The 20,454-nt window shown below is 58.3% G+C and carries 18 protein-coding genes and 1 tRNA gene; all 19 read right to left on the bottom strand.

What is annotated here, in order from left to right:
- Positions 1-5: 5 nt before the first annotated feature.
- The 19 genes from LYZ69_00925 to LYZ69_00835 all read right to left on the bottom strand — a co-directional run bounded on the left by LYZ69_00925 (position 6) and on the right by LYZ69_00835 (position 20,433).
- Positions 6-494: a hypothetical protein gene (locus tag LYZ69_00925; protein ID MDV3277012.1), complete on the bottom strand. Its 489-nt coding sequence runs from the start codon at positions 492-494 to the stop codon at positions 6-8.
- Positions 495-546: 52 nt separating this feature from the next.
- On the bottom strand, positions 547-1,395 hold the full coding sequence (locus tag LYZ69_00920; GenBank protein MDV3277011.1) for a 2-oxoacid:ferredoxin oxidoreductase subunit beta: 849 nt from the start codon (positions 1,393-1,395) through the stop codon (positions 547-549).
- Between the two features lies 1 nt (position 1,396).
- Complete coding sequence (locus LYZ69_00915; GenBank protein ID MDV3277010.1) at positions 1,397-3,154, bottom strand: 2-oxoacid:acceptor oxidoreductase subunit alpha; 1,758 nt, start codon at positions 3,152-3,154, stop codon at positions 1,397-1,399.
- A 46-nt stretch (positions 3,155-3,200) separates the two neighbouring features.
- Positions 3,201-3,659 carry a hypothetical protein gene (locus tag LYZ69_00910; GenBank protein MDV3277009.1) on the bottom strand — a complete coding sequence of 153 codons (459 nt, stop codon included), beginning with the start codon at positions 3,657-3,659 and terminating at the stop codon, positions 3,201-3,203.
- A 46-nt stretch (positions 3,660-3,705) separates the two neighbouring features.
- Positions 3,706-4,602 (bottom strand): hypothetical protein, encoded by an 897-nt coding sequence (locus LYZ69_00905; protein ID MDV3277008.1) that lies wholly within the window; start codon positions 4,600-4,602, stop codon positions 3,706-3,708.
- 284 nt (positions 4,603-4,886) lie between these two features.
- A complete protein-coding gene (locus LYZ69_00900; protein MDV3277007.1) occupies positions 4,887-5,672 on the bottom strand; it encodes an electron transfer flavoprotein subunit beta/FixA family protein in 786 nt (261 codons plus the stop codon).
- Positions 5,669-6,682 (bottom strand): electron transfer flavoprotein subunit alpha/FixB family protein, encoded by a 1,014-nt coding sequence (locus LYZ69_00895; protein ID MDV3277006.1) that lies wholly within the window; start codon positions 6,680-6,682, stop codon positions 5,669-5,671. Before LYZ69_00895 ends, LYZ69_00900 begins: the two co-directional genes overlap by 4 nt.
- Before the next feature lie 3 nt (positions 6,683-6,685).
- On the bottom strand, positions 6,686-7,831 hold the full coding sequence (locus tag LYZ69_00890) for a (Fe-S)-binding protein (GenBank protein ID MDV3277005.1): 1,146 nt from the start codon (positions 7,829-7,831) through the stop codon (positions 6,686-6,688).
- Between the two features lie 2 nt (positions 7,832-7,833).
- Positions 7,834-11,253, bottom strand: a complete 3,420-nt coding sequence (locus LYZ69_00885; GenBank protein MDV3277004.1) for a hydrogenase iron-sulfur subunit — start codon at positions 11,251-11,253, stop codon at positions 7,834-7,836.
- Positions 11,246-11,800 carry a 2-oxoacid:acceptor oxidoreductase family protein gene (locus LYZ69_00880; GenBank protein MDV3277003.1) on the bottom strand — a complete coding sequence of 185 codons (555 nt, stop codon included), beginning with the start codon at positions 11,798-11,800 and terminating at the stop codon, positions 11,246-11,248. The genes LYZ69_00885 and LYZ69_00880 overlap by 8 nt, the downstream gene beginning before the upstream one ends.
- Positions 11,797-12,675 carry a thiamine pyrophosphate-dependent enzyme gene (locus LYZ69_00875; GenBank protein MDV3277002.1) on the bottom strand — a complete coding sequence of 293 codons (879 nt, stop codon included), beginning with the start codon at positions 12,673-12,675 and terminating at the stop codon, positions 11,797-11,799. The genes LYZ69_00880 and LYZ69_00875 overlap by 4 nt, the downstream gene beginning before the upstream one ends.
- Entirely contained in the window at positions 12,672-13,823 is a 1,152-nt protein-coding gene (locus LYZ69_00870; protein MDV3277001.1) for a 2-oxoacid:acceptor oxidoreductase subunit alpha, read from the bottom strand. Before LYZ69_00870 ends, LYZ69_00875 begins: the two co-directional genes overlap by 4 nt.
- Positions 13,820-14,152 (bottom strand): 4Fe-4S binding protein, encoded by a 333-nt coding sequence (locus LYZ69_00865; protein ID MDV3277000.1) that lies wholly within the window; start codon positions 14,150-14,152, stop codon positions 13,820-13,822. Before LYZ69_00865 ends, LYZ69_00870 begins: the two co-directional genes overlap by 4 nt.
- Before the next feature lie 315 nt (positions 14,153-14,467).
- A tRNA-Leu gene (locus LYZ69_00860) sits at positions 14,468-14,555 on the bottom strand.
- Positions 14,556-14,582: 27 nt separating this feature from the next.
- Entirely contained in the window at positions 14,583-15,761 is a 1,179-nt protein-coding gene (locus tag LYZ69_00855; GenBank protein ID MDV3276999.1) for an MFS transporter, read from the bottom strand.
- Between the two features lie 47 nt (positions 15,762-15,808).
- Positions 15,809-16,108, bottom strand: coding sequence for a hypothetical protein (locus tag LYZ69_00850; GenBank protein ID MDV3276998.1), 300 nt, complete (start codon positions 16,106-16,108; stop codon positions 15,809-15,811).
- Between the two features lie 33 nt (positions 16,109-16,141).
- On the bottom strand, positions 16,142-17,416 hold the full coding sequence (locus tag LYZ69_00845) for a transposase (GenBank protein ID MDV3276997.1): 1,275 nt from the start codon (positions 17,414-17,416) through the stop codon (positions 16,142-16,144).
- Positions 17,417-17,510: 94 nt separating this feature from the next.
- Entirely contained in the window at positions 17,511-19,577 is a 2,067-nt protein-coding gene (locus tag LYZ69_00840; GenBank protein ID MDV3276996.1) for a thioredoxin domain-containing protein, read from the bottom strand.
- A complete protein-coding gene (locus LYZ69_00835) occupies positions 19,498-20,433 on the bottom strand; it encodes a helix-turn-helix domain-containing protein (GenBank protein MDV3276995.1) in 936 nt (311 codons plus the stop codon). The genes LYZ69_00840 and LYZ69_00835 overlap by 80 nt, the downstream gene beginning before the upstream one ends.
- Positions 20,434-20,454: the final 21 nt, after the last annotated feature.

Raw genomic sequence — 20,454 nt, 5'->3', positions numbered from 1 at the left:
TGGGACTAGGACTCGACTTGTTGGGGTCGAACCGCCACGGATTCGTGAATCGACCTGCGGCCAGCTAGGTTCACAATTTCCTCCTCTTTGCTCCTTATTGCCCGCCCGAGCTCCTCCGCAACTTCCAGATACTTCGGGAAGTCTTTTTGGACCATGAGCAGCAATTCGAGACGCGCGTCACCCGGCAGAGCGTGGCAGGCGAATCCCCCGACTCGCATGCTCCCCCTCGCGCTTGCCTCAACTCCGGCCGGACTGTGATGTAATGCATCCAGGAAGAAATGAACGAGACAGAACTTCGCTCCTTCGTCACCGCATTCCGAGTCAGCCCGTTCCAGTACCCTTCCGAACCACCGCCTGCTTGTTTCCCATTTGCAGTGTTCCGTGTATCCGTCTTCCAGCTTCTCGAGTCTCGAGCTTGTCAAACGGGCCCGTTCGGCAGGAAGCGAGACTCCGAGCAACCGCGAGGCCGTCCTGTGCTCTTCTCGGTCAGGCATCGTCTTCGCACCCTGCATTCGTAAAACGTTCGCTGGGCACCATTATACCACGCTAGTAGAATTCGCGCATCAAATCCTCCGCTTCGCGCTTCTCCAGATTTCTGACGCCGTCGATGGGCTTCATCCCGCCGTTCGTAGCAACGGCCATCTCTTGGAGGGTCGGCTTGCTCTCGGTCCGGTAGAATATCCCTATGGGCAAGCCTGGCGTCTCGTTGACCTTCCTGTAGGCCTCGACTTGGTCGTCCGGCCTGTAGTCCATGTCCTCCAGCTTGTAGACGGCACTCCTGACCTTGGCGTAGGTATCGTTCCAGATGACGCAGGGGCTGATGACGTCGACGAGCGCGAAACCACGATGTAAGACCGCCTCCTCGATCAGCTTGGTTAATTGCTTTGGCTCCCCGGAGAACCCTCTGGCCACGAAGGTCGCGCCGGCACCGAGGAGAGTCGAGAGGGGGTTGAGCGGATAGATCATGGAGCCGTCTGGAGTGGTCTTCGTCTTCTGCCCAAGCTCGGATGTCGGCGAGGCCTGGCCGGTCGTCAGGCCGTAGATGCTGTTGTTCGAAACGATCAGCTTGATGTCGTCGTTCCTGCGTGCGGCGTTGATTACGTGGTTGAATCCGATACCGTACTCGTCGCCGTCTCCGGCTGTGACGACGACCGTGAGGGACGGGTTCGCGCTCTTTATGCCGATGGCCACGCGGACTGGTCTGCCGTGGAGTCCATGGAAGCCGTATGCCCTGATGTATCCCGGGAGATTCGACGAGCAGCCTATGCCAGACGCGATTGCGACGTTGCGTGGTTCCAAGCCCAACCCAGTCAAGGCGCTCTTCAGCGAGGCCAATATTCCGTAGCCTCCGCATCCAGGGCACCAGTCAGGCTTCACGTCGCTGTCGAACGCCATGCTATGCAACTGCGGAGACCTCCCGGGCAAGCGCGTCCTTGACGGAGTTGACCACCTCGACTGGATAAATCGGTTCACCGCTGTACTTCAGGAGGTGTCTCTCCACAGTCACGCCCGTCTCCCTCTTCAGGTAGCCTGAGAACTGGCCGGTGTAATTGCACTCGACGCCCAGCAGGTCACCGCAGCCCTGCAGGATTCTCCTGACCTTGGTTGCGTCGAGGGGGTACAGGTCGGAGAACTCCAGTGAATTGGCTCGGACCCCTTGACTTCGCAGCTCGCGGATGGCCTCCCTGACCGGATTCGCAGAGCTACCCCACGTTACCACCGTCAGGTCTGCCTTGTCCGGACCGAAGAACTCGGGCGGCGACATCTCCTTGCGGACCAGGTCCAGCTTCCGCATCCGCTTCTCGTACATTCTCTCTCTGAGCTTGACCGACTCCTTCAGGCCCGAGAGCACGTCGCTCAGGTCGTGCCCGTACTCGTCATGCTCGTCGGATTTTGCGACGAACATCATCCCGTCTGTTCCAGGAAGCGAACGGGGCGACACATTGTCCGGCGTCAGTTCGAACCTCTTGAACCAGACCCCGTTTGTTTCCCCCTTGACAACAATCTTCCCTCTGTCAATCGGCGCATCAAAGTTTAGAGCGTCCACTGTGGAGTAACCGCCTTCGGAGATGGAGAAGTCCAACAGAATTATGACTGGAACCTGGAACTTCTCAGCGATGTTGAGGGCTCTGCCAGCGGCGTAGAAACTTTCCTGGGGCGTCCGCGGAGCGATTATAACCCTGGGGAAGTCGTCCTGAGCTATCCCGAGTACCATGTTTAGGTCTCCCTGGGAGGTCTTGGTAGGCAGTCCAGTGCTCGGTCCAGCCCTCATCACGTCCACCACGACCACAGGAGTCTCCGTCATCGCGGCCATGCCGATGGCCTCCTGCATGAGAGCGAAGCCTCCGCCACTGGTTCCGCACATCGCTCTTGCCCCAGCGAATGATGCGCCTATGACTGAGTTGATGACTGAGATTTCGTCTTCTCCCAAGAAGACCGTTATGCCTAGACTCTTTGAATGGGACGCCATCCAATGCACGATGGAACTCGCCGGCGACATCGGATAGGCCGCATAGAACCTGCAGCCGCCGGCGACTGCACCGAGCGCCAGGGCCTCGTTGGCGGTCATGAACGGCCTGCTCACGGGGCAATAGTCCAGCTTTCTGATGACGCCGAACCTTTCATGGAAAAAGCTGTAGGCATCGTTGCCCGCGAGGACGTTTCCTTTCAGGGTGTCGGACCCGAATTGCTGGGAAACGGCTTCCGAGAGAACCTTCTTGTCGATACCCAGGGCTGCTGCGAGGGCCCCCGCAGCTACGACGTTTCTCATGATCGGTCTCTTGTCGTACTTCAGGGCAATCTCACGCAGAGGAACGGCAAGGGGCGTCACGCCCGCGGGAAGGTCGTCAGCCTTCACCACCGAGGCATCGTAAAGAATGTAGCCGCCATCGTTCACGCTCTGATGGTGCTCATTGTAGAACGACTGCGTGAGAGAAATCAAGAAATCGATTCCGAAGCCCAGCGACGAAACCCTCCACGGAGCCGCGTGGACGTGGAACCACACCTGCCCTCCTCTGATGAGTGATTGGTTGCCGTTGTAGGTTGAGATGTAGAGACCGCTCCGCGAGAAGATCCTCGCTATCAGTTCGCCGCCGCTCTGCACTCCATCCCCCGCTGTGCCGCCCAGCCTCACCGTCACGTCTGTCTTGGCCACGCTGTCATCTGCACGCTCCGACTGGCTCGCGTAACGCGACACGCCGTCAATCGCCAGCTAGGGTGAACTTGGGCATGTCCTCGACTGGAAACTGTGATGAACCGGCGAAGAGCCTGTGAGTCGTGTGCCTGTCGAGCTCCGAGGCGTGGACGGTCTGCCTACAGGTTCCGCACCAGACGAACTCTGCGCCCACCAAGGACCTCTCCTCGAAGCAGGCTCCGGAAATCCTGTCCCAGAAGACGGGTTTCATGTAGTCGGGGCTTGCGGGATTGCGGCACTCTCCTACATGGGGCTGGACGTCGAGAGGGTACCAGTCATTACACTCTTCACACCTCCTCTGTCCAGCGCTGGCAAGGCTGAAGTACTCGCAAGCCTCGTCCGATTCGGATACGCCGCGGTTGTAGTACCTGCTCTGAGGATTGTCGCATACGCCGGTCTGGTCTGCGAGGGGATACGATTGCCAGTAGGAGCAGCTTCTGCACTGTTCCGAGCCACGGCCTGACACGGGAGCGTTGTCTCACGTAGCGTCTATTGAAAGTTGCTTAATTCGGTTACGTGCCAATATTGGATTGTGGATACGCTGTCTCCGGCTGGATGGGCAGTTTCACGCCGTACCACTCTTCGAACTTCTTCAGCACGCTGATCACCTGCCTCTCCTTCATCAGGCTCTCCGCCCGCTGCATCAAGCTTAGAGTCTCTATGACCTTCCTGATCACCCTCGGACCCAACGGCATCGACTTGAGCGCGTTGTAGGAGTTGGCCCTCTCTTCTTCGGTCAGGTCCTTCTGATAGTATCGCTCGAGGATGTACTCCAGCTGACGAAACGCGTCCTTAAGGCAGCTCTCCGCGTTTGAATAGCCGTAGAAGCAGTTGCTGCAGTCTGAGGACAGTAGCTCTCTCATCGGTCCTTTCTCGTTGACCCTGAAGTGTTTGGTGATGTGAATGTAGCCGGTCCGCTTGAGCCTTTCGACCGTCTTGTATACTGCTCCCACGGTCAGGTCGTGCAGAAGCACTTGATTGTAAAGTTCGGTTGCTGAGGCGCCCGCCTCGGAGCAAAGCGCATGCATCATGTGTTCCTCGGTCCACGTGGGGGCCTCCTCGAGAAACCTCTCGAGCACTTTGTATGCTCTCGCCCTGTCTGCTTCATAGCTGGCGCGTGTGTCTGCACGAGCAACCTGGTGGTTGCTCCGCTCGAGCAGCCGCGCAATGATTTCCGCGCACAGCTTGGGTTCGTAACCCGTCAGGCCCGTGACGGCCTCGAGAGAAACAACGGCTGGCGAGGACTCTGCCTGACGGCCCATCTCGTGGATGAGGGCCCAGAGGACTGCGAGCTCCTTGCTACGCCAGCTTCTCCTCACGAACCAGTCGAACATTCTCAGGGCCTTGATCGTGCTGTCTCTGCTGGTGAGGTAGTACGGCTGGTGGCCCTTCGTCTTCCTCAGCCCCAACGAAGTGCGCACCTCGTCAAGGACACGTTCAGCCTCGGATGCCATCGGAATGATGAGGAGCGCCCCATCAACGTTCTCCGATACGAAGGGGGGGTCTCCTGACGTAGGATTCCTCCCGCCATGCGCTGGGAGGAAAGGACTCCAACAGGCACAGCGACTCGTTGAGCGTCCCGCCCTTTCGCATCAATCGGTCAATGAAACACCCGGTCGGAGTCTTATAGGTTTTGCACTATTAGACATGGTCGAATATACGGCTAGGCTAGGGGCGCAGCCTTGGCGTGATTCTACCCACCGACGGACCTGATGATCTGCCCGAGTCTCGCAGCGACTTCCTTCGAATCCCCGCCTATCAACTCTCCTCTTCTCTTCCGCGAGGACATGTTCCTCAACTCCTTGACCTCGGTCAGAGAGCCACCAAGACCGACTTCGGTCGGGCTGAAACCCAAGTCCTGCATATTCCAGACTGTCAACTTGAATTCCTTCTCTGCCCATCTCTTTCTCCTGAAGTCCGGAAACCTGGGCGAATTGCAGCCGAGCTCGACGCTGGCCAGAAGGGGCGTCTCGGCCTCGACAGTTTCGTACCCTCCGGCTATGCTCTTTTTGGCAAGGACCCTATTGCCCTGAAGCTCTATGCTGTTTGCGTACATGATTCCGGGCACCTGGAGCCATTCGGCGATGCTCGGCGGGGTCTGCTCGGTGCTCCCGTCCGCGGATGCCTCTCCGCACAGCACGACGTCATATGGAGCCATCCGCTTTATTGCTGCTGCCAGGACTCTGGAGGTGGCGTATGTGTCCGCGCCTCCGAAGCTTCTGTCGCTCAGAAGGATGGCATCGTCTGCGCCCATCGCGATCGCGAGCTTCAGGTGGGACTCGAAGGAGGGGGGCCCCATCGAGAGAACAACGACAGTTCCCCCGTGGCGCTCTTTGAGCTGGAGAGCCATCTCCAGTGCGTTCTTGTCCGCGTCGTTGATCTCGTTCTCAACCCCCTCCCTCGTCACTGTCTTCCTAGCCTCGTCGAACTTGATCTGCTCGACCTTCGGCGTGACCTTGACGCAGACTATTGACTTCATGCTCCCTTCGCCCCCGAGGCCTCCACTGCGGCGATCAGCTCTGGAACTATCTTGAACAGGTCGCCTTTGGCACAGTAGTCTGCGTGGTTGAATATCAGGGCGCTGGAATCAGAGTTGATGGCGATGACAGTCTCTGCGTCTCTTATCCCGGAGACGAAGTGTGCTGCGCCGCTGACTCCGATCACAACCGCAAGTTTGGCGTTGATGCTGTATCCGGTCGAGCCCACGACCAGATCCTTGGGGGCCAGCCCCTTGTCTGCGAGGGGTCTGGAGACTCCAAAGCCGGCCCCCAGCGCCTCCGCGAGTCTGCGCGGGAGAGAGAGGTTGTCCTTGCACCCCAACCCGGCGATGACCATCCTCTCTGCCCGGCTTATGTCCTCGCTCCGTCTGACCGACCTCTGCATGATACGGCACTTCACATCCTCACTTCTGAGGTCGACCGGTACTGACTCGATGACGCCTGGGTTGGATCCGTTCGCCGGCAACGGCTTGAAGATACCCGGCCTAACGGTGGCCATCTGTGGCCTTCCCTTGCACTTGCAGACTGCAACTATGCTGCCTCCGAAGCCTGGAACGGAGCCGAGCAGCACTCCCGTTCCGCTCTCGATTTCCAGGTCAATCACGTGTGCCATCAACCCAGCGCCAATCCTGACCGCCAAGCCAGCCGCCAGGGCCGTGCCGTTGCGCGTGGCGCCCATGAGGACTGCGTCTGGCCTTCTGTCTCGGATGTTCGGCAGCATCACCTTGAGGTAAGCCTCGGTCGCGAAGTCCTTCAACAGCGGCGACTCGCCCACTAGTACCACGTCTGCTCCTCTGCTGGCTGCATCCTTGGCGAGCCCCCCCACGTTCTCGCCCAGAACCATCCCAGTCACGGAGACGCCCTGTCTGTCCGCTAGCCTTCTCGCCTCCCCCAGGACCTCCAACGAGACCTCCTCCATGATTCCGTCCGTCTGCTCAAGGAAGACGAAGATGCTCCCATCGCTTGCGGCGCTCCGCCTGGTGTCTGGCAAAAGCTACGTCCCTCCTTGCAGTTTCATGGCCCTCGCCAGAACTTCAGAGACGTCCATCACTTTCAAGTTCAGATCTTTCGTCTTCACCCCATCCTCGAAGTTCTGGATGCAGTATGGGCAGGAGGTAGCCATGGTTGACGCGCCCGTGCCAACGGCATCTGCGACTCTCCGAACGCTGGGACGCTCGCCGTCATAGTCGACCCACATCACCCCTCCTCCTCCCCCGCAGCAGAGAGCGTTCTCTCTGTTGTCGTCCATCTCCGTTAGTTTGACGCCGGGTATGTTCTCGAGGAGCTTCCTTGGTTCCTCGTATATTCCGTGATGCCTGCCGAGGTAGCACGGGTCGTGATATGTGACCACGAGGTCGTCTCCCTGGCCGGAGAGCTTCAGCGTCCCCCTGTCAAGAAGGCCCGCAAGGAATTCGGTGTAGTGCAACACATCCGGCATCTCGCCATACTTGGGATAGACCGTCTTGAACATGTTGAAGGAGTGCGGCGAGAGTGTGATGATTCCCTCCGTGCCGCTCTTCCTGAACTCCTCGATGTTGTTCTGGACCAGCTCCTCGAGAAATCCCTCCTCTCCCGCGTCGTAGACTACGTCGCCGCTGCAGTTCTCTCCCTCGCCGAGGATGGAGAAATCCACTCCCGCAGCCTTCAGGATCACAGCCAGCGACCGTGCCACCCTCTGAAGGCGGGGGTCGAACGAGGCGGAATCGCCAACGTAGAGGAGGTACTTGGCCGGCTTGGCAATCTTGACCTCCAGCCCCTCAGCCCACTTGGCCCTCTCGTTCTTCTTCCCACCCCAAGGGTTGCCGTCGTCGTAGACGCCCCACACCGCCTCCTGGAGCCTCTGGGGGGCTTTCCTTCCTTCGAATCCCACGACCCTCGATGCGTGTATTATCTCTGTGATCTTCACTCCCCTCGGGCAGGCGAACTCGCAGAGCTTGCAGGTGACGCAGTACCAGAGACTCTTGTCATCCACCACCTGCTCTTTGAGTCCGAGCTGGGCACCTCGTATCAGCCCCCTCGCGCGCACTCCCATCGGGCAGACAGCCGTGCATGTCCCGCACTGGTAGCAGAGGGAGAGAGTCTCGTTTGAGATGTCCTCGACCCTCTTCGAGAAGTCAGGCTCGAGCTTCAGGGCGGTCATCCTCATCTCGACCTCGTTGCCACCCTGATCTTCGAGGTGGTGGAAACCAGCTCCTCTGGGGGCAGTTGGGTGATTAGCTGCGTCATCTCTCTGACCTTGTCTGCGAAACGCTTCGGCTCGGCAGCGCTGACCCACCAGAGCTGGAGCCTGTCGGGGTTCACACCCCTCGCTTTCAGAATGGTCCTCCATCTCTCCACCCTCTTCTCCGTCTGCAGGTTCGCGTTGATGTAGTGACAGTCGCCGGGATGGCATCCTGTCACCAGGACAGCGCCGGCACCTTTGGAGAAGGCGTACAGCATGAGCTTCTGGGAGACCCGCCCCGAGCACATCGTTCTCAAGATCCTCGAGTTTGAAGGATACTGTATCTTCATGACCCCGGCAAGGTCGGCGCCGGCGTAGGAGCACCAGTTGCACGCGAAGACGAGCAGCTTATTCTGCGCGTCGGTCTCCAGGGCTGCGTCTATCTGCGCCATCATCTGCTCGTCTGTGAAGTCTTCCTGTCTGAGTGCGCCTTCCACCGCACATTCGGCCACGCAGGTTCCGCACCCCTGGCACATCGCAGTGATGAATTCAATGCTCTTTCCGAGCTCCCCCCTGATCGCGTTGTACGGGCAGACGGGGATGCAGCGGACGCACTTTGTGCACTTCGCCTGGTCGACAACGGCCACGAAGGGCTCGCGCTCGATCTCCTGCTTCGAGATTATCGTCGCGGCCTTTGCAGCTGAAGCCAGCGCCTGAACGGCCGACTCCTTCACGCTCTTCGGGTACTGACAGGTCCCAGCGAGCACCACTCCCTGCACGACGGACTCGGCAGGTCCGAGCTTCGGGTGGCTCTCAAGGGCGAAGCCCTGCTGGTCGACTGGGATCTTCATCTGGAAGACAACGCCGTTCTCTTCCTTCACGGGCTTGAGACCGAGGTTGAGGACGACGAGGTCGGAGGGAACGACTATCTCTTCGCCGAGGAGTTCGTCTTTCAGAGAGAGGTCCCCGTTCTCCATCTTGATGGCATCCTGCGGAAGGGAGTCCTGAGGATACTGAATGAATGACACCCCCTTCCTGCACGCGACCTCGTATTCCTCCTCTCCGAATCTCGAGAACGCCCTGAGATCCTTGTAGAGCACGTTCACGCTGTTTCCCCTTTCCTTCAACCGTAGTGCTTGGTTGATCATGGTCTGGCAACAGTATCTTGAGCAACCGAACTCGCTGTCTCTAGAGCCGATGCAGGAGATTATTGATACGCTCTTGCCGGGCCCGACGTCATCGACCATCTTTTCGAGTTCTAGGCTTGTCACCACCTTCGGGTCCTTCGAATACTCGAACTCCGTCGGCGAATACGGCTCTGCCCCGGTCGCGAGCACGACCGCCCCCACCTCCAAATCAGATCCGTCAGTCAGGCGAGCGTGGTAATTTCCAACGAAGCCACTTATGTTCTCGACCTTGGTCGAGGTGTGCACCTTGGCCCCGCTGCTGCGTAGCTTCTCGAGCAAAGTCTCAACCAGGAAGGAGGACTTCACGCCCAGAGGCGCAATCTCACCGAGCTGATTCAGCAGGCCGCCGAGCACCGCATCCTTCTCTACCAAGTGGGTCTCGAAGCCTTGCTCCGCGAGGTTGGTGGCGGCGACGATCCCGGCTATTCCGCCGCCGACGACGAGCGCTTTCTGGGTGACAGGAAATCTCATCGCAGCGAGGGGTTTCATCTTGTTCGCCTTGAGAACGGCCATCTTAGTCATGTCCTTGGCCTTCTCGAGCGCACCCTCGCGGTCGTCCTTGTGCACCCACGAGTCCATGTTTCTTATGTTCGACATTTCAAGGAGGTACTGGTTGAGACCCGCCCTCTTGAGCGAACCTTGGAACGTTGGGTAGTGTGTCTTGGGAGAGCAGGCGCTGACGACCACCCTGTTAATCTTCTTCTCCCTGATTACACTGCTTATGTCGTTGAGCGTATTGGCAGCACAAGAGTAGGTCTGGTCTTGCGCGTGGACCACGCCAGGAAGGGTCCTCGCGTAATTCACGAGTTCCGGGACGTCCACGACCCCCGCTATGTTCGAGCCGCAGTGACACACGAACACCCCGATTCTGGGCTCTCCTTCTGTGCTCAGGGGGATCACGTTCAGCGGCTCCGGCCAGGACCTCCTCTTGAGATGCGTGAGCGCCTTTGCAACGGCCGCACCCGCTTCGAGCACGCTGTCCGGGATGTCCTTGGGCCCGGTGCTGCATCCTGCGAGGAACACCCCGTCCCTGGTGCTGGTGACGAACTCCCCGAACTCGTCCTTGGATTCGAAGAAGCCGTCGTCGGCGACCTCAACACCGAGTACCTTCGCGAGCGATTCGGTGCTCCTGGACGGGACGACGGCCGTGGCCAGCACGACCATGTCGTACTCCTTGTCCTTGTTGAGCTGCCCGCTCTGCGTGTCCTCGAATGACACCTTCAGCCGATTGCCAGCTGGCGTAACCGATGCCGGCCTTCCTCGAGTGAAGTTCACGCCGCTGTCGCGAGCCCGGTCGTAGAATTCGTCGAAACCCTTCCCGTAGGCACGGATGTCCATGTAGGCAACGTCCACGTTCTTGACCCCGTGGTCCTTCAGTTGGTAGGATTCCTTGATGCTGTACATGCAGCAAATCCGCGAGCAGTACCTTACGAACCGCTGGTCGCGGGAGCCCGCGCAGAGCACGAAGAGCACGTTCTCGGGGTGCTCTCCATCTGACGGCCTGACAACCTCGCCCAGACTTGGTCCCGAGGCCTGCAGCAGCCTCTCCAGCTCCATGGAGGTCAGGATGTCGGGATGCTTTCCGTAGTTGAATTCCGTCAGCAGCTCAGGATTGAGCAGGTCGAAGCCGGTGGCGACGATGACGGCGGCCACCCTTCTCTCAAGAAGCCTCGGCTTCATGTCGAAGTCGATGGCGTTGGGTCCGCAGGCGTCGGTACACCTGCTGCACGGCAGGTAGTTGGGTGGTTTGTTCAGACAGCTTTCTCCGTCGATGACGTATGCGCCTGGAACCGATTGCTCGATGGGGATGTAGATCGCCTTCCTGGCCGCCATCCCAACGTCAAATTCGTTCTTCTTGACGACGGGGCAGACCGGCACGCACTCGCCGCACCTTGTGCAGGCGTCAGTCACGAACCTTGGATTCTGCCTGATCACTGCCCTGAAGTCCCCTGCCTCCCCCTCGAGAGTCTGGACCTCGGCACCGGTCAGAAGCTCGATGTTGGGGTGAAGCCCAACCTCGCTCATCTTGGGCGACTCGATGCAGATGGAGCAGTCGAGCGTCGGGAAGTTCTTGTCCAGGACGGACATCTTGCCTCCAATCGTCGGCTCCTTTTCGACTAGGACGACCTTGGCCCCCGAGTTCGCTGCGTCCAGTGCTGCCTGGATTCCCGCTATCCCTCCCCCGATGATGAGAATGGCCTCTGGCTCAGGCAACCCTTCTCTCACCTCCTGTCAGCTCCATGATGTCGAATCCCGCCTCGAGGGCCTTCAGGTTCAGTTCCGTGGCCTTTGGAAATCTGTCTGCAACTGCCTTCCTCAACGAGTCCATGGTGACGGCGTTGGAGTTCGCCGCCAAGGCTCCTAGCAGCACGACATTGGCGAGTATCTTCCTGCCCAGCCTCTCGGCGAGCTCTGTGGCCGGTACCCCGATGACCTTCCTCTCATTCTTCACCTTGGCTGTGTCCACCAGCCTCTTCTCCACGAGCACTGTGCTGTCGGGCTTCAGTAGCTTCACATTCAGGTCTAGCCCTTCCTGATACATGGCCACAAGAATGTCCAACTTGGACACGTACGGATAGTCTATCTGGTCGTCAGACACTATCACATCCGCCCTCGACCATCCGCCCGTGATGTACGGGCTGTAGCCTTCTGTGACAACCGCTTCTTTGTTGTCGTACAGGACTGCTGCCCGTCCGAGTATGTGTCCGATGGTTATCGCGCCCTGTCCACCTAGGCCGGTAATGCGGAACTCCCACTTCATTGGTGTCCGACCCCGCTGGCTCTGAGCTGCATCTGGCGAAGAAGTTCCTGATACGACTCCCTCCTCTTGTCGACGAAATTCCCTACAACCAAAGGGTCTTCGGGATGCATCGTGATTGGCAAGGTGCGCAGGTCGGCGCCATCGTCCACTACCGACTTCTCCCGGAAGTACTTCATGGTATCCAGAGCCTCCGGGAAACCGTTGAGTTCACCGAATGTAGGAGGACATGGAGAGATCACCTCAAGAAATGTGAACCCCTCGACCTCCGTCATGCGGCGGATGGCTTTGAATAACTGGTTCGCGTGGATTGTCGTCCATCTGGCGACGAACGAGGCTCCAGCGGCCGCGACCAGGTAGGGTATGTTGAACGGCGACTCGACGTTTCCGTACGGAGATGTGTATGTCTTCGCCCCAGTGGGGGTGGTCGCGCCGTGCTGCCCGCCCGTCATCCCATAGTTGAAGTTGTTGACCATTATGACATTGATGTCGACGTTCCTCCTGGCAGCGTGTATCAGGTGGTTTCCTCCTATCGTGCTTATGTCGCCATCGCCGGCGATTACAAATATCTCCAAGTCAGGGTTTGCAACGGACATTCCTGTCGCGAAAGCTATGGCCCTTCCGTGAGTTGTGTGGTATGAGTCGAGGTCGAGATACCCAGCGAACCTCCCTGTGCACCCTATCCCTGATATTGCGACTTGCCTCTCAGGAGGAATGTTAGACTTCTCAAGCACGCGTGTGTAGGCCTCCAGCACTATGCCAATCCCGCAACCCGGACACCAGATGTTGGGGAGCCTATGAGCCCTGATCAGCCGATCTCTCGAGTGAGCACTGACCTTGATCTCCCTGCCACCTGCTGCGAGCTGCGGCGTGGTCAAGCAACCAACTCCAGGGCGTCGGTTATCGTGCGAGGCTCGATGAGAGTGCCAGGCGCCAAGTTCACGCCCACCACTGGGCACTTGGAGTTCTCCCTGATTGGATGGATCATCTGACCGTAGTTGATTTCGGGGACGACTATGGTGTTGACTCTGCTGCTTATTTTCTCGACGATCTTGTCAGGGAAAGGCCAGGGAGTGATCAGCCTGAGGAGACCCGCCTTGATCTGTTTTGACCTAGCGGCCTTCACCGCGGACAGGGCGGAACGCGCCGTGGAGCCGTAGGCAATCACCACGACATCGGCGTCGTCAACTAGGTATTCCTGCCATCTCCAGATTTCGCTGGCGTGGTTCCTTATCTTGCCCAGGAGATGGGCCATCATAGCCTGCGAGACCGAGTGCTCGGTGCTCGGATATCCCCTCGAATCGTGCGTCAAGCTCTCAACGTTGACCCTGCAACCTGTCCCCGCTATTGGCATCGGGACGAAGTCCCGCGAGTAATCGAAAGGAAGACCGAGGTCTGACGACCCGGGAGGCTTGGCCGCCAGCCTCTCCACGATCTCTATCTCCTCAATGGGCGGGACGCGCAGTCGCTCTGACATCATTCCAACAACTTGGTCGGCCATCACGAACACGGGCGTCCTGAACTTCTCCGCAGTGTTGAACGCCTGAATCGTAAGGTCGAAGAATTCCTGAACGCTGCTCGGACAGTACGCGATCATCTCCGTGTCCCCATGGGTGCCCCACCTTGCCTGCATCATGTCGCCCTGCCCGACAAGTGTGGGAACCCCGGTACTCGGACCTCCCCTCTGCACGTTCACAACCACCGACGGGGCCTCCATCATGAACGCGAGTCCAATGTTCTCCATCATGAGGCTGAATCCTGGACCAGAGGTTGCAGTCATCACCTTGCTTCCGGCGTAGGACGCGCCGACCAGCGCCGCCATGCTTGCAATCTCGTCCTCCATCTCCACTGCATAGCCGCCGACCTGCGGAAACCTTGTGCAGGCCCTCTCGAATATCTCAGAAGAAGGCGTTATCGGATACCCGGCGAACAGCCTGCAGCCGGCCATGATGGCTGCTTCGACGCACGCGAAGTTGCCCATCATGAAGTACGTGCCCGGGCTCAGGACTCCGCCGTTCTTGCTCATTGTCCCGGATTCACCACCGACGTGAATATCGCGAAGTCTGGGCAGAGCCAGGTGCACATGCCACAGTCCACGCAATCATTCTCCTTTCCCTTCTTGACCCTGGGATGACGGTAACCATTCGCGTTGGTCTCATCGGAGAGCTCTAGAACATCCTGGGGGCAGAATGTCCAACAGTAGTCGCATTCCTTGCACCGTTCTGGGATTACGTAGACTCTTGCAACTGGCCTGACGAATCGTGCGGCGTTGATTGGCTCTCTGGTTATGGAGGTGGCCTGCAGCGCTACGTTCCTCCTCACAGACACTGGGAGTGTGTACTGGAGGCCTTTCATCAAGAAATTCTTGTTCTTGGACGACTAATCATCTTTTATTAGCCAAATTGGTCAATTGAGCAAATATTCGAACCTATCGAGCATTGAGGCGGCTTCCATTGTCAGAAACCATCGCGACGTGAACACTGAAACCCACGAGTCTTAGCCTTGCGTCGAGTTGGCCTGTCGTAGTCCCCTCAACCCAGCAGACGTTGTCCCCTGCCAACTATGTAGACCGCGGCCACGACTACGGCCGAGACAGTTGCACGGCTGCGCTCAGTGCCTGGTCACGAACGTCCTAGGCCATCCTTCGCTACTGATTTTGGCCGATTCTTGTGGTGCGGGGGGTGGGATTCGAACCCACGAACCCCTGAGGGACGAGGTCCTAAGCCTCGCGCCGTTGACCAGGCTGGGCGACCCCCGCAGCAGGGGTACCAGCCAAGTTCTGAAACTATAATGGTTTGCTGGCCCTCCGCCAGAGCAGAAAGCTGGCGGCGCAAGCTATGAGGAAGATGGCAGTCGCCGCCTCGAAGATACCTGGCAACCCCCTTACAGTGTGTGCGATCCCTGCGACAACTGTCCCAACCGCGCTTCCCAAGCTCAGCATCACGCTGTACAGGCCCATCGCAGAACCTCTCATATCTCCCCTGGCCCGGTCGCCCACTGTCGCAAGGATGGTTGGGACGAGCGCCGAGGTGAGTATGGCGAAAGCGCCTATCACTGGAAGGTTCGAAATGACAACTTCGAGACCCCTCGGAAACGTCAGTCCCACAGACACCAGAAGCCCACCGAGGCCCACGACGCCTACCAAAAGGACCCTTGTCCTGCCAATGACGTCCGACAGAGCTCCGAATCCAATCGAACCGACGCCAAGAATCACGACCCCGACGAAGAGGAGGTTCGCCGTGGCGCCTCCCCCAACCCCCACCCTGGCGAGAGCCCTGGGCAAAAAGAAGACGATACCGAGGAGGAGTGTGATGCTGAACCAGATGGGGAGTATGGCCTTTGACCTTTCGTCGATTGCCTTGAACGGGTTGAGGCTCATCTCGACCCCGCGGGGCAAGTGGGGCGGCTCCCGGAGGATGATTAACGAAACCACGAAAGCGGCAACCACGGCTCCGCCGGTGACGAAGAAGGCGTATCCCAAGTTGGCGAAGAACACGGCCTCGAATCTCCCCCCGAGGAGGAGACCCAGCGCATAGCCGCCGATATTGGCGAAGTCGAAGGTGCCCATTCCTGTGCCCCTGTTCCTTTCGACGGTGAGGTCAGTTATCATCGTCAGGGAGGAAACTGTGACGCCGGCTGCGCCTATCCCCATCAGCGCGTGAATCGCAGAGACGACGTAGATGTCCCTCGTCAGACCCACCGTGGCGATCAGAAGTCCCATGTAGCAGAGGGAGACGGTGAAGACCAGCTTCCTCCCCCTGACATCGCAGAGTCGACCCATTGGCAGCGCCGCGGTTGCCTCGAAGATTGGGTACAGCGCGAGCGAGCCAGCCGTTGCCAGGTCCGACGACCTTGCGATGTACAACGGGAAGAGGATAATGATGACGCCAAACCCGACCCTGGATACGAGCATGGCGATGTAGAGGATCGCCAACCCCCTCTTGGTGGTGCTGGCTTTCTCCATGGTTCGACGACCCCGCGGACCTACTAATTAACCAGCGAACACGATTGCTAGTGCGCGGCCCGCTTCTTCTTCTCTTCGAGTTCCTTGAGCTTCTTCCATCGCGACGTCTCTTTCTTGGCGTCGAATTCGCCCAGTGGGGCCTCGGACTCGACGAAGCCGTGGTTGATCTCGAAGGTCCTCTTGACCATCTCCTCCGCCTTCTCGTTCCTCCGTAGGAATCGGACCGAGAGATTCCTCCTGTCGAGGACGACGTATTCGAACCCGCTCTGCTTCTTCAGCTCATCGACAGCGCACTCCATAGCGTACTCGTTCCCGAAGAGGCCCCTGATCTCCCACTGCTTGGCCATGGGACTGGTCATCATCGAGCGCAGGATAAAACGCTACCGTTTCTGGGATCGTTCGCTTTCACATACGATTCCATTCGGAGCGTTGGCAACCTCAGTCCAACCTGCTCTCCCACCTTCAGGCGTGGTGGGAGTGTGCAGGTATTCATCCTTCAACAGCTGCCAAGAGGCGTCCGCACTCACGGCAAACGGTTGGCCGCACAGGCGCAGTCCACGACAGAGTATCGCCAGCGAGGCGAGCCTGTCCCTGTCGTAGTCCACGCCGCATTTGACGCACCTGCTCACAGCCCAAGCCGGGTGCTCCAGGTTTCCACCGCAGACGGGACACTCTGACGAGGTCCCCCTCGGGCTCACGTAGATGGTGCGATTCGGCGACTTGTATTCTACCATCGATTGGTAGAGTCGGTATGGCCATCTGTTCAGATAGGTCCTGAACTCCCTGCTCTTCGTCTCTCCGTTTCTCCTGATTCCCTTGAGGTTCTCGAAGACGAATGTTGTATCTGGATTCCTCCTCACCTGCTCCGTTGACAATTTATGGAGAACATCCTTGACCCTGTTCCTTTGCCTCCCTCTAGTCCCCATGAGCTTCTTTGCTCTCTTCTGGGGGTTCTTGATATGTTTCTGCATCATCCTTCTCCTCCTCGAGAAGTCGTTCTGAATCCGCACTATCTCCTTGATTGGTTGCGTCTCCACGCCAACCAGTGCAGGCTGATTGCTCAGGGATACCCTTGTAGAGTCAATGGTCTTGAAGTTGAGGTCTGAGGCCGCAAGCCTCTCTCCCAGAGGCTTCTTCTCGCCATTGCTGACGATGAATGTCAGGCAGACCTTCCTGTCCGTGATGAGGAGCTCCGAAGCCTTCCCCGTGCTGTACTCTTCGTAGTGCTTGTTTGAAGTCTTGATTGGAAGCCAGACGTACTTGTTCGGCTGGACTGTGATTCTGATACTTCCATCAACAATCTTGAACAGCTCCGAATCAATTCTCATCGCCAGCTTCTTCACCTCGGGTATTCTGAATTCACCATAGCGGTTCTTCCTGTACGAGCGAAGCAGGGCGATGGCTGCCCTACAGACTGGGTTGATGTGATGCCTTGCGTATGAATATCGGGAGTTGAACCATTCCTTGGCCTCTCTCCTGAGAGTTATCGGAGATGGAATCCTGCCCGAGTCCCTTGCCATATCTCTGTATGCCACTTGGAGGGCGTATCGAATCGCCTCCCGCATATCAACGAGGTATCGCGTCACCTCTTCGGGCTGTTCCTGATTCCAGACGATTGTCCTTTTCTCTCCCCTCGACTTCCAAGGGTGCCCCAAGCCTGCTTCTCCAATACTTTGGTTAATCGAGTGCTCTTAAGCACCCCCACGATACCAACTATACATTATCGCGTGTGATTGTACGCCTTTTCGTTTAGCTGTTGCGAAACCCCTTTGCTCGCCCGAGCTGCTCCGCCAATTCGCCCGCGGTGCGCGCAGGCAGCTTGCAAGCGAAGTTCTGGCAGACGTACGCCACCGGCTTCGGCCCCGGAGTCCTCCCCTCCAGCAGGGGCGTCAGTCTGGAGAGTCTTCCAAAGTGTTCCTTCGTTGCCGTGACGAGCACGGAGTCAGGGATGTAGACCTTCGTCGCCTCCCGCGCCATCTGTCTCGTACTTGCCTTGTCCTTGCCAGTGATGACAACCTCGCGCATCCCGTTCAGAAGCATGTCTGCCGCTCCGAGCAAGTATGTGTGGGAGGTGGGCTGTCTTTCGAGGCGGTAAGCGAGCTGGCGGAGCGCCTTCTCTGCTTTCTCCCTCAGAGCGTCTTCCCCGGTGATTGCCGAGAGCCTCGTCAGTACGACAACTGCAGAGGAGCTCCCCGACGGGACTGGACCGTCGTGGTCATCCCTTACCCTGGCTGGGATCGAGTCCACGCTCATGAAGAACGAGCCACTCCCTTCTTCCCAGAATAGCTCCACCATCCTCTTTGACAATGCAAGCGACTCCTCGAGCCACTGAGGTTCGCCCGTCGCCTCAAACAGGTCCAGCAGGCCCTCTGCAAAGAATGCGTAGTCCTCCAGCACTCCCGGAATTGCTGCCTCTCCGCCTGCGTACCTTCTGAACAGCGACCCCTCGCGTCTGTTGGTCGTCAAGATGAACTTGGCTGCCTTCCTTGCCGCGGCGAGGTACGTCTCGTCCTGAAGCGTGCGGCCTGCTTCGGCGAGGGCCGAGATGGCGAGCCCGTTCCAGGACGTCAGGACTTTGGTGTCGGTGGCAGGCCTGGGCCTCTTCAGCCGGGCCTCGTAGAGTTTCGACTTCCATTCCCGCATGCTCTTCTCGAGGCCCTTCGTGTCTACACCGAATCTTGAGGCAGCCTCCTCGAGAGAATGGGCCGTGTTGAGGAGGGACTTGCCTCCCTCGAAGTTCCCGTTTCTGGTGACTCCGTAGACATAGCAGAAGACGTCGGAGGCCCCGCGACCCACGACGCGTTCGACATCCCCGGGCGTCCAGGCGTAGTAAACACCCTCTCCCTCGTCGGTGTCAGCATCCTGGGCAGAGTAGAAGGCGCCCTCAGTGGAGGCCATCTCCCTAATCATCCACCCCAGCGCATCGGTGGCGGCAGACGCGTACTGCTGGGCGCCCGTGACGCGGAAGGCGCGGAGATAGACGCGGGCGAGCAGCGCATTGTCGTAGAGCATCTTCTCAAAGTGAGGCACAAGCCACAGCCTGTCAGTGGAGTACCTGTGGAACCCCCCACCGACGTGGTCCCTTATTCCGCCTCTCCCGATTTCGTCGAGCGTCTTCGTGACCGCCTTGAGGGCGAGCTCCTTCCCCGTCCTGAAGTTGTACCTCAGGAGGTATTCTAGGTACAGCGGAAGGGGGAACTTTGGGGCCCCGCCGAACCCGCCGTGCTCGGTGTCAAACGAGGCAGCCAGCTCAGCGTAGGCCTCGTCGAGGACTGACTTCGTCAGTTCTTTCTCCGCAGACGGTTCTTCTTGGAGAGCACCGGCAACCTGCTCTGCGTTCCTCGACACCTCGCCCTTGTTGTCATTCCAGAGCTTCGCTACGAATTCAAGGACCTGCATGAAGCTCGGCATGCCCTGGCGCGGGTTCGGAGGGAAGTACGTCCCTCCGTAGAACGGTCTGAGGTCCGGTGTAAGGAAGACGGTCAACGGCCAGCCTCCGCCGCCTGTCATCGCCTGCACCGCGTTCATGTAGTAGGCGTCGAGTTCCGGCCTCTCCTCCCTGTCGACCTTGATTGGGATGAAATGCTTGTTCAGGTACGCGGCAGTCTCCTCGTCCTCGAAGGATTCCCTCTCCATCGCATTGCACCAATGGCAGGAAGAGTAGCCTATGCTGAGGAATATTGGCTTCCCGTCGTTCTTGGCTCTTGCAAGTGCTTCGTCGTTCCAGGTATACCAATCAACTGGGTTGTACGCGTGCTTGAGCAAGTACGGGCTTTTCTCCTTGATTAGCCTGTTCGGTTTCCTCTGGGATTCCATATCTGGTTTTCCTGCCTAACAGCCTATAGACTGTCCTTTTCGACCTGTTCAAAGATTTTGCTATTTCCTCTATCGTCAAACCTTCTCGTCTCATCATCACTGCGTTGGCTGTGACTCTTTCAAATGCTCGCACCCGCTTGGCCTTCCTACACTTCCTCTTCCGGTACTCTTCGATCGCACTTAGGACGTAAGCGTCCCTCTCCAGTTCCAATTGTCGACGGAATCTGCGGTAGGAGCCAAGCGAATGCTTTGGGCTATGCGATGCATGCAAGACAATCGACCTCGCTAAGACTTTCTCCCTGTGCCTCAGATTCAGTTTACGGAGGAGGTTCAGCGCCTTTACACCCCTTACAGAGACCTCATAGATTAGTGCGCCGCGCGAGTATTCACGGGCTTCAAGATTCGCTGGGTATCCTCTGCACCTCAAACGATGATGGAGAAGCTGCATTATCTGCCGGTTGGTATTGCTTATCGTCAAGACTGGATATGCTGTGTCACCCCTCCTAGTCAGACCCACGTGCCCCTCCGAATCAGTGAGTCCTGAGAGAGTGGAATAGAACAGCCTCGAACTCGACAATCCTTTCTTTACCAAGTCCTTAGCTTGGAAGAGGAATGAAAACGCCCTGTCGAGGTTGTACGTTACTCGCCAAGCTACTACACGTCCACTCCTTATCGGGTACCTGATTTGCTTCCCGTACTCGTTGAACAATCCCGTAACTAGGTCAATCTGAGCAGGATGTGTCGAGGATGCCTCTATGCGAACCTTTCTTCCATGCTTGCTTACGTGGAAATCACCGAATGCTAGGGCCGCGACGTAGGCTCGGTCCTTCCTATCGTGAACCCGGAATGGTTTCACTCGCTCTCGTTCCTGATCTCT

The sequence above is a fragment of the Nitrososphaerales archaeon genome (assembly GCA_032906765.1).
In the GTDB taxonomy this organism is placed as follows: domain Archaea; phylum Thermoproteota; class Nitrososphaeria; order Nitrososphaerales; family Gagatemarchaeaceae; genus DASPPF01.
This window is presented reverse-complemented; position numbering and strand designations above follow the sequence as displayed.

Bases quoted from the DNA above. Each gene is read 5' to 3' on its own strand.
- LYZ69_00925 (MDV3277012.1), bottom strand. From the start codon at position 494: ATGCCTGACCGAGAAGAGCACAGGACGGCCTCGCGGTTGCTCGGAGTC.
- LYZ69_00920 (MDV3277011.1), bottom strand. From the start codon at position 1,395: ATGGCGTTCGACAGCGACGTGAAGCCTGACTGGTGCCCTGGATGCGGA.
- LYZ69_00900 (MDV3277007.1), bottom strand. From the start codon at position 5,672: ATGAAGTCAATAGTCTGCGTCAAGGTCACGCCGAAGGTCGAGCAGATC.
- LYZ69_00890 (MDV3277005.1), bottom strand. From the start codon at position 7,831: ATGACCGCCCTGAAGCTCGAGCCTGACTTCTCGAAGAGGGTCGAGGAC.
- LYZ69_00880 (MDV3277003.1), bottom strand. From the start codon at position 11,800: ATGAAGTGGGAGTTCCGCATTACCGGCCTAGGTGGACAGGGCGCGATA.
- LYZ69_00870 (MDV3277001.1), bottom strand. From the start codon at position 13,823: ATGAGCAAGAACGGCGGAGTCCTGAGCCCGGGCACGTACTTCATGATG.
- LYZ69_00865 (MDV3277000.1), bottom strand. From the start codon at position 14,152: ATGAAAGGCCTCCAGTACACACTCCCAGTGTCTGTGAGGAGGAACGTA.
- LYZ69_00855 (MDV3276999.1), bottom strand. From the start codon at position 15,761: ATGGAGAAAGCCAGCACCACCAAGAGGGGGTTGGCGATCCTCTACATC.
- LYZ69_00850 (MDV3276998.1), bottom strand. From the start codon at position 16,108: ATGGCCAAGCAGTGGGAGATCAGGGGCCTCTTCGGGAACGAGTACGCT.
- LYZ69_00840 (MDV3276996.1), bottom strand. From the start codon at position 19,577: ATGGAATCCCAGAGGAAACCGAACAGGCTAATCAAGGAGAAAAGCCCG.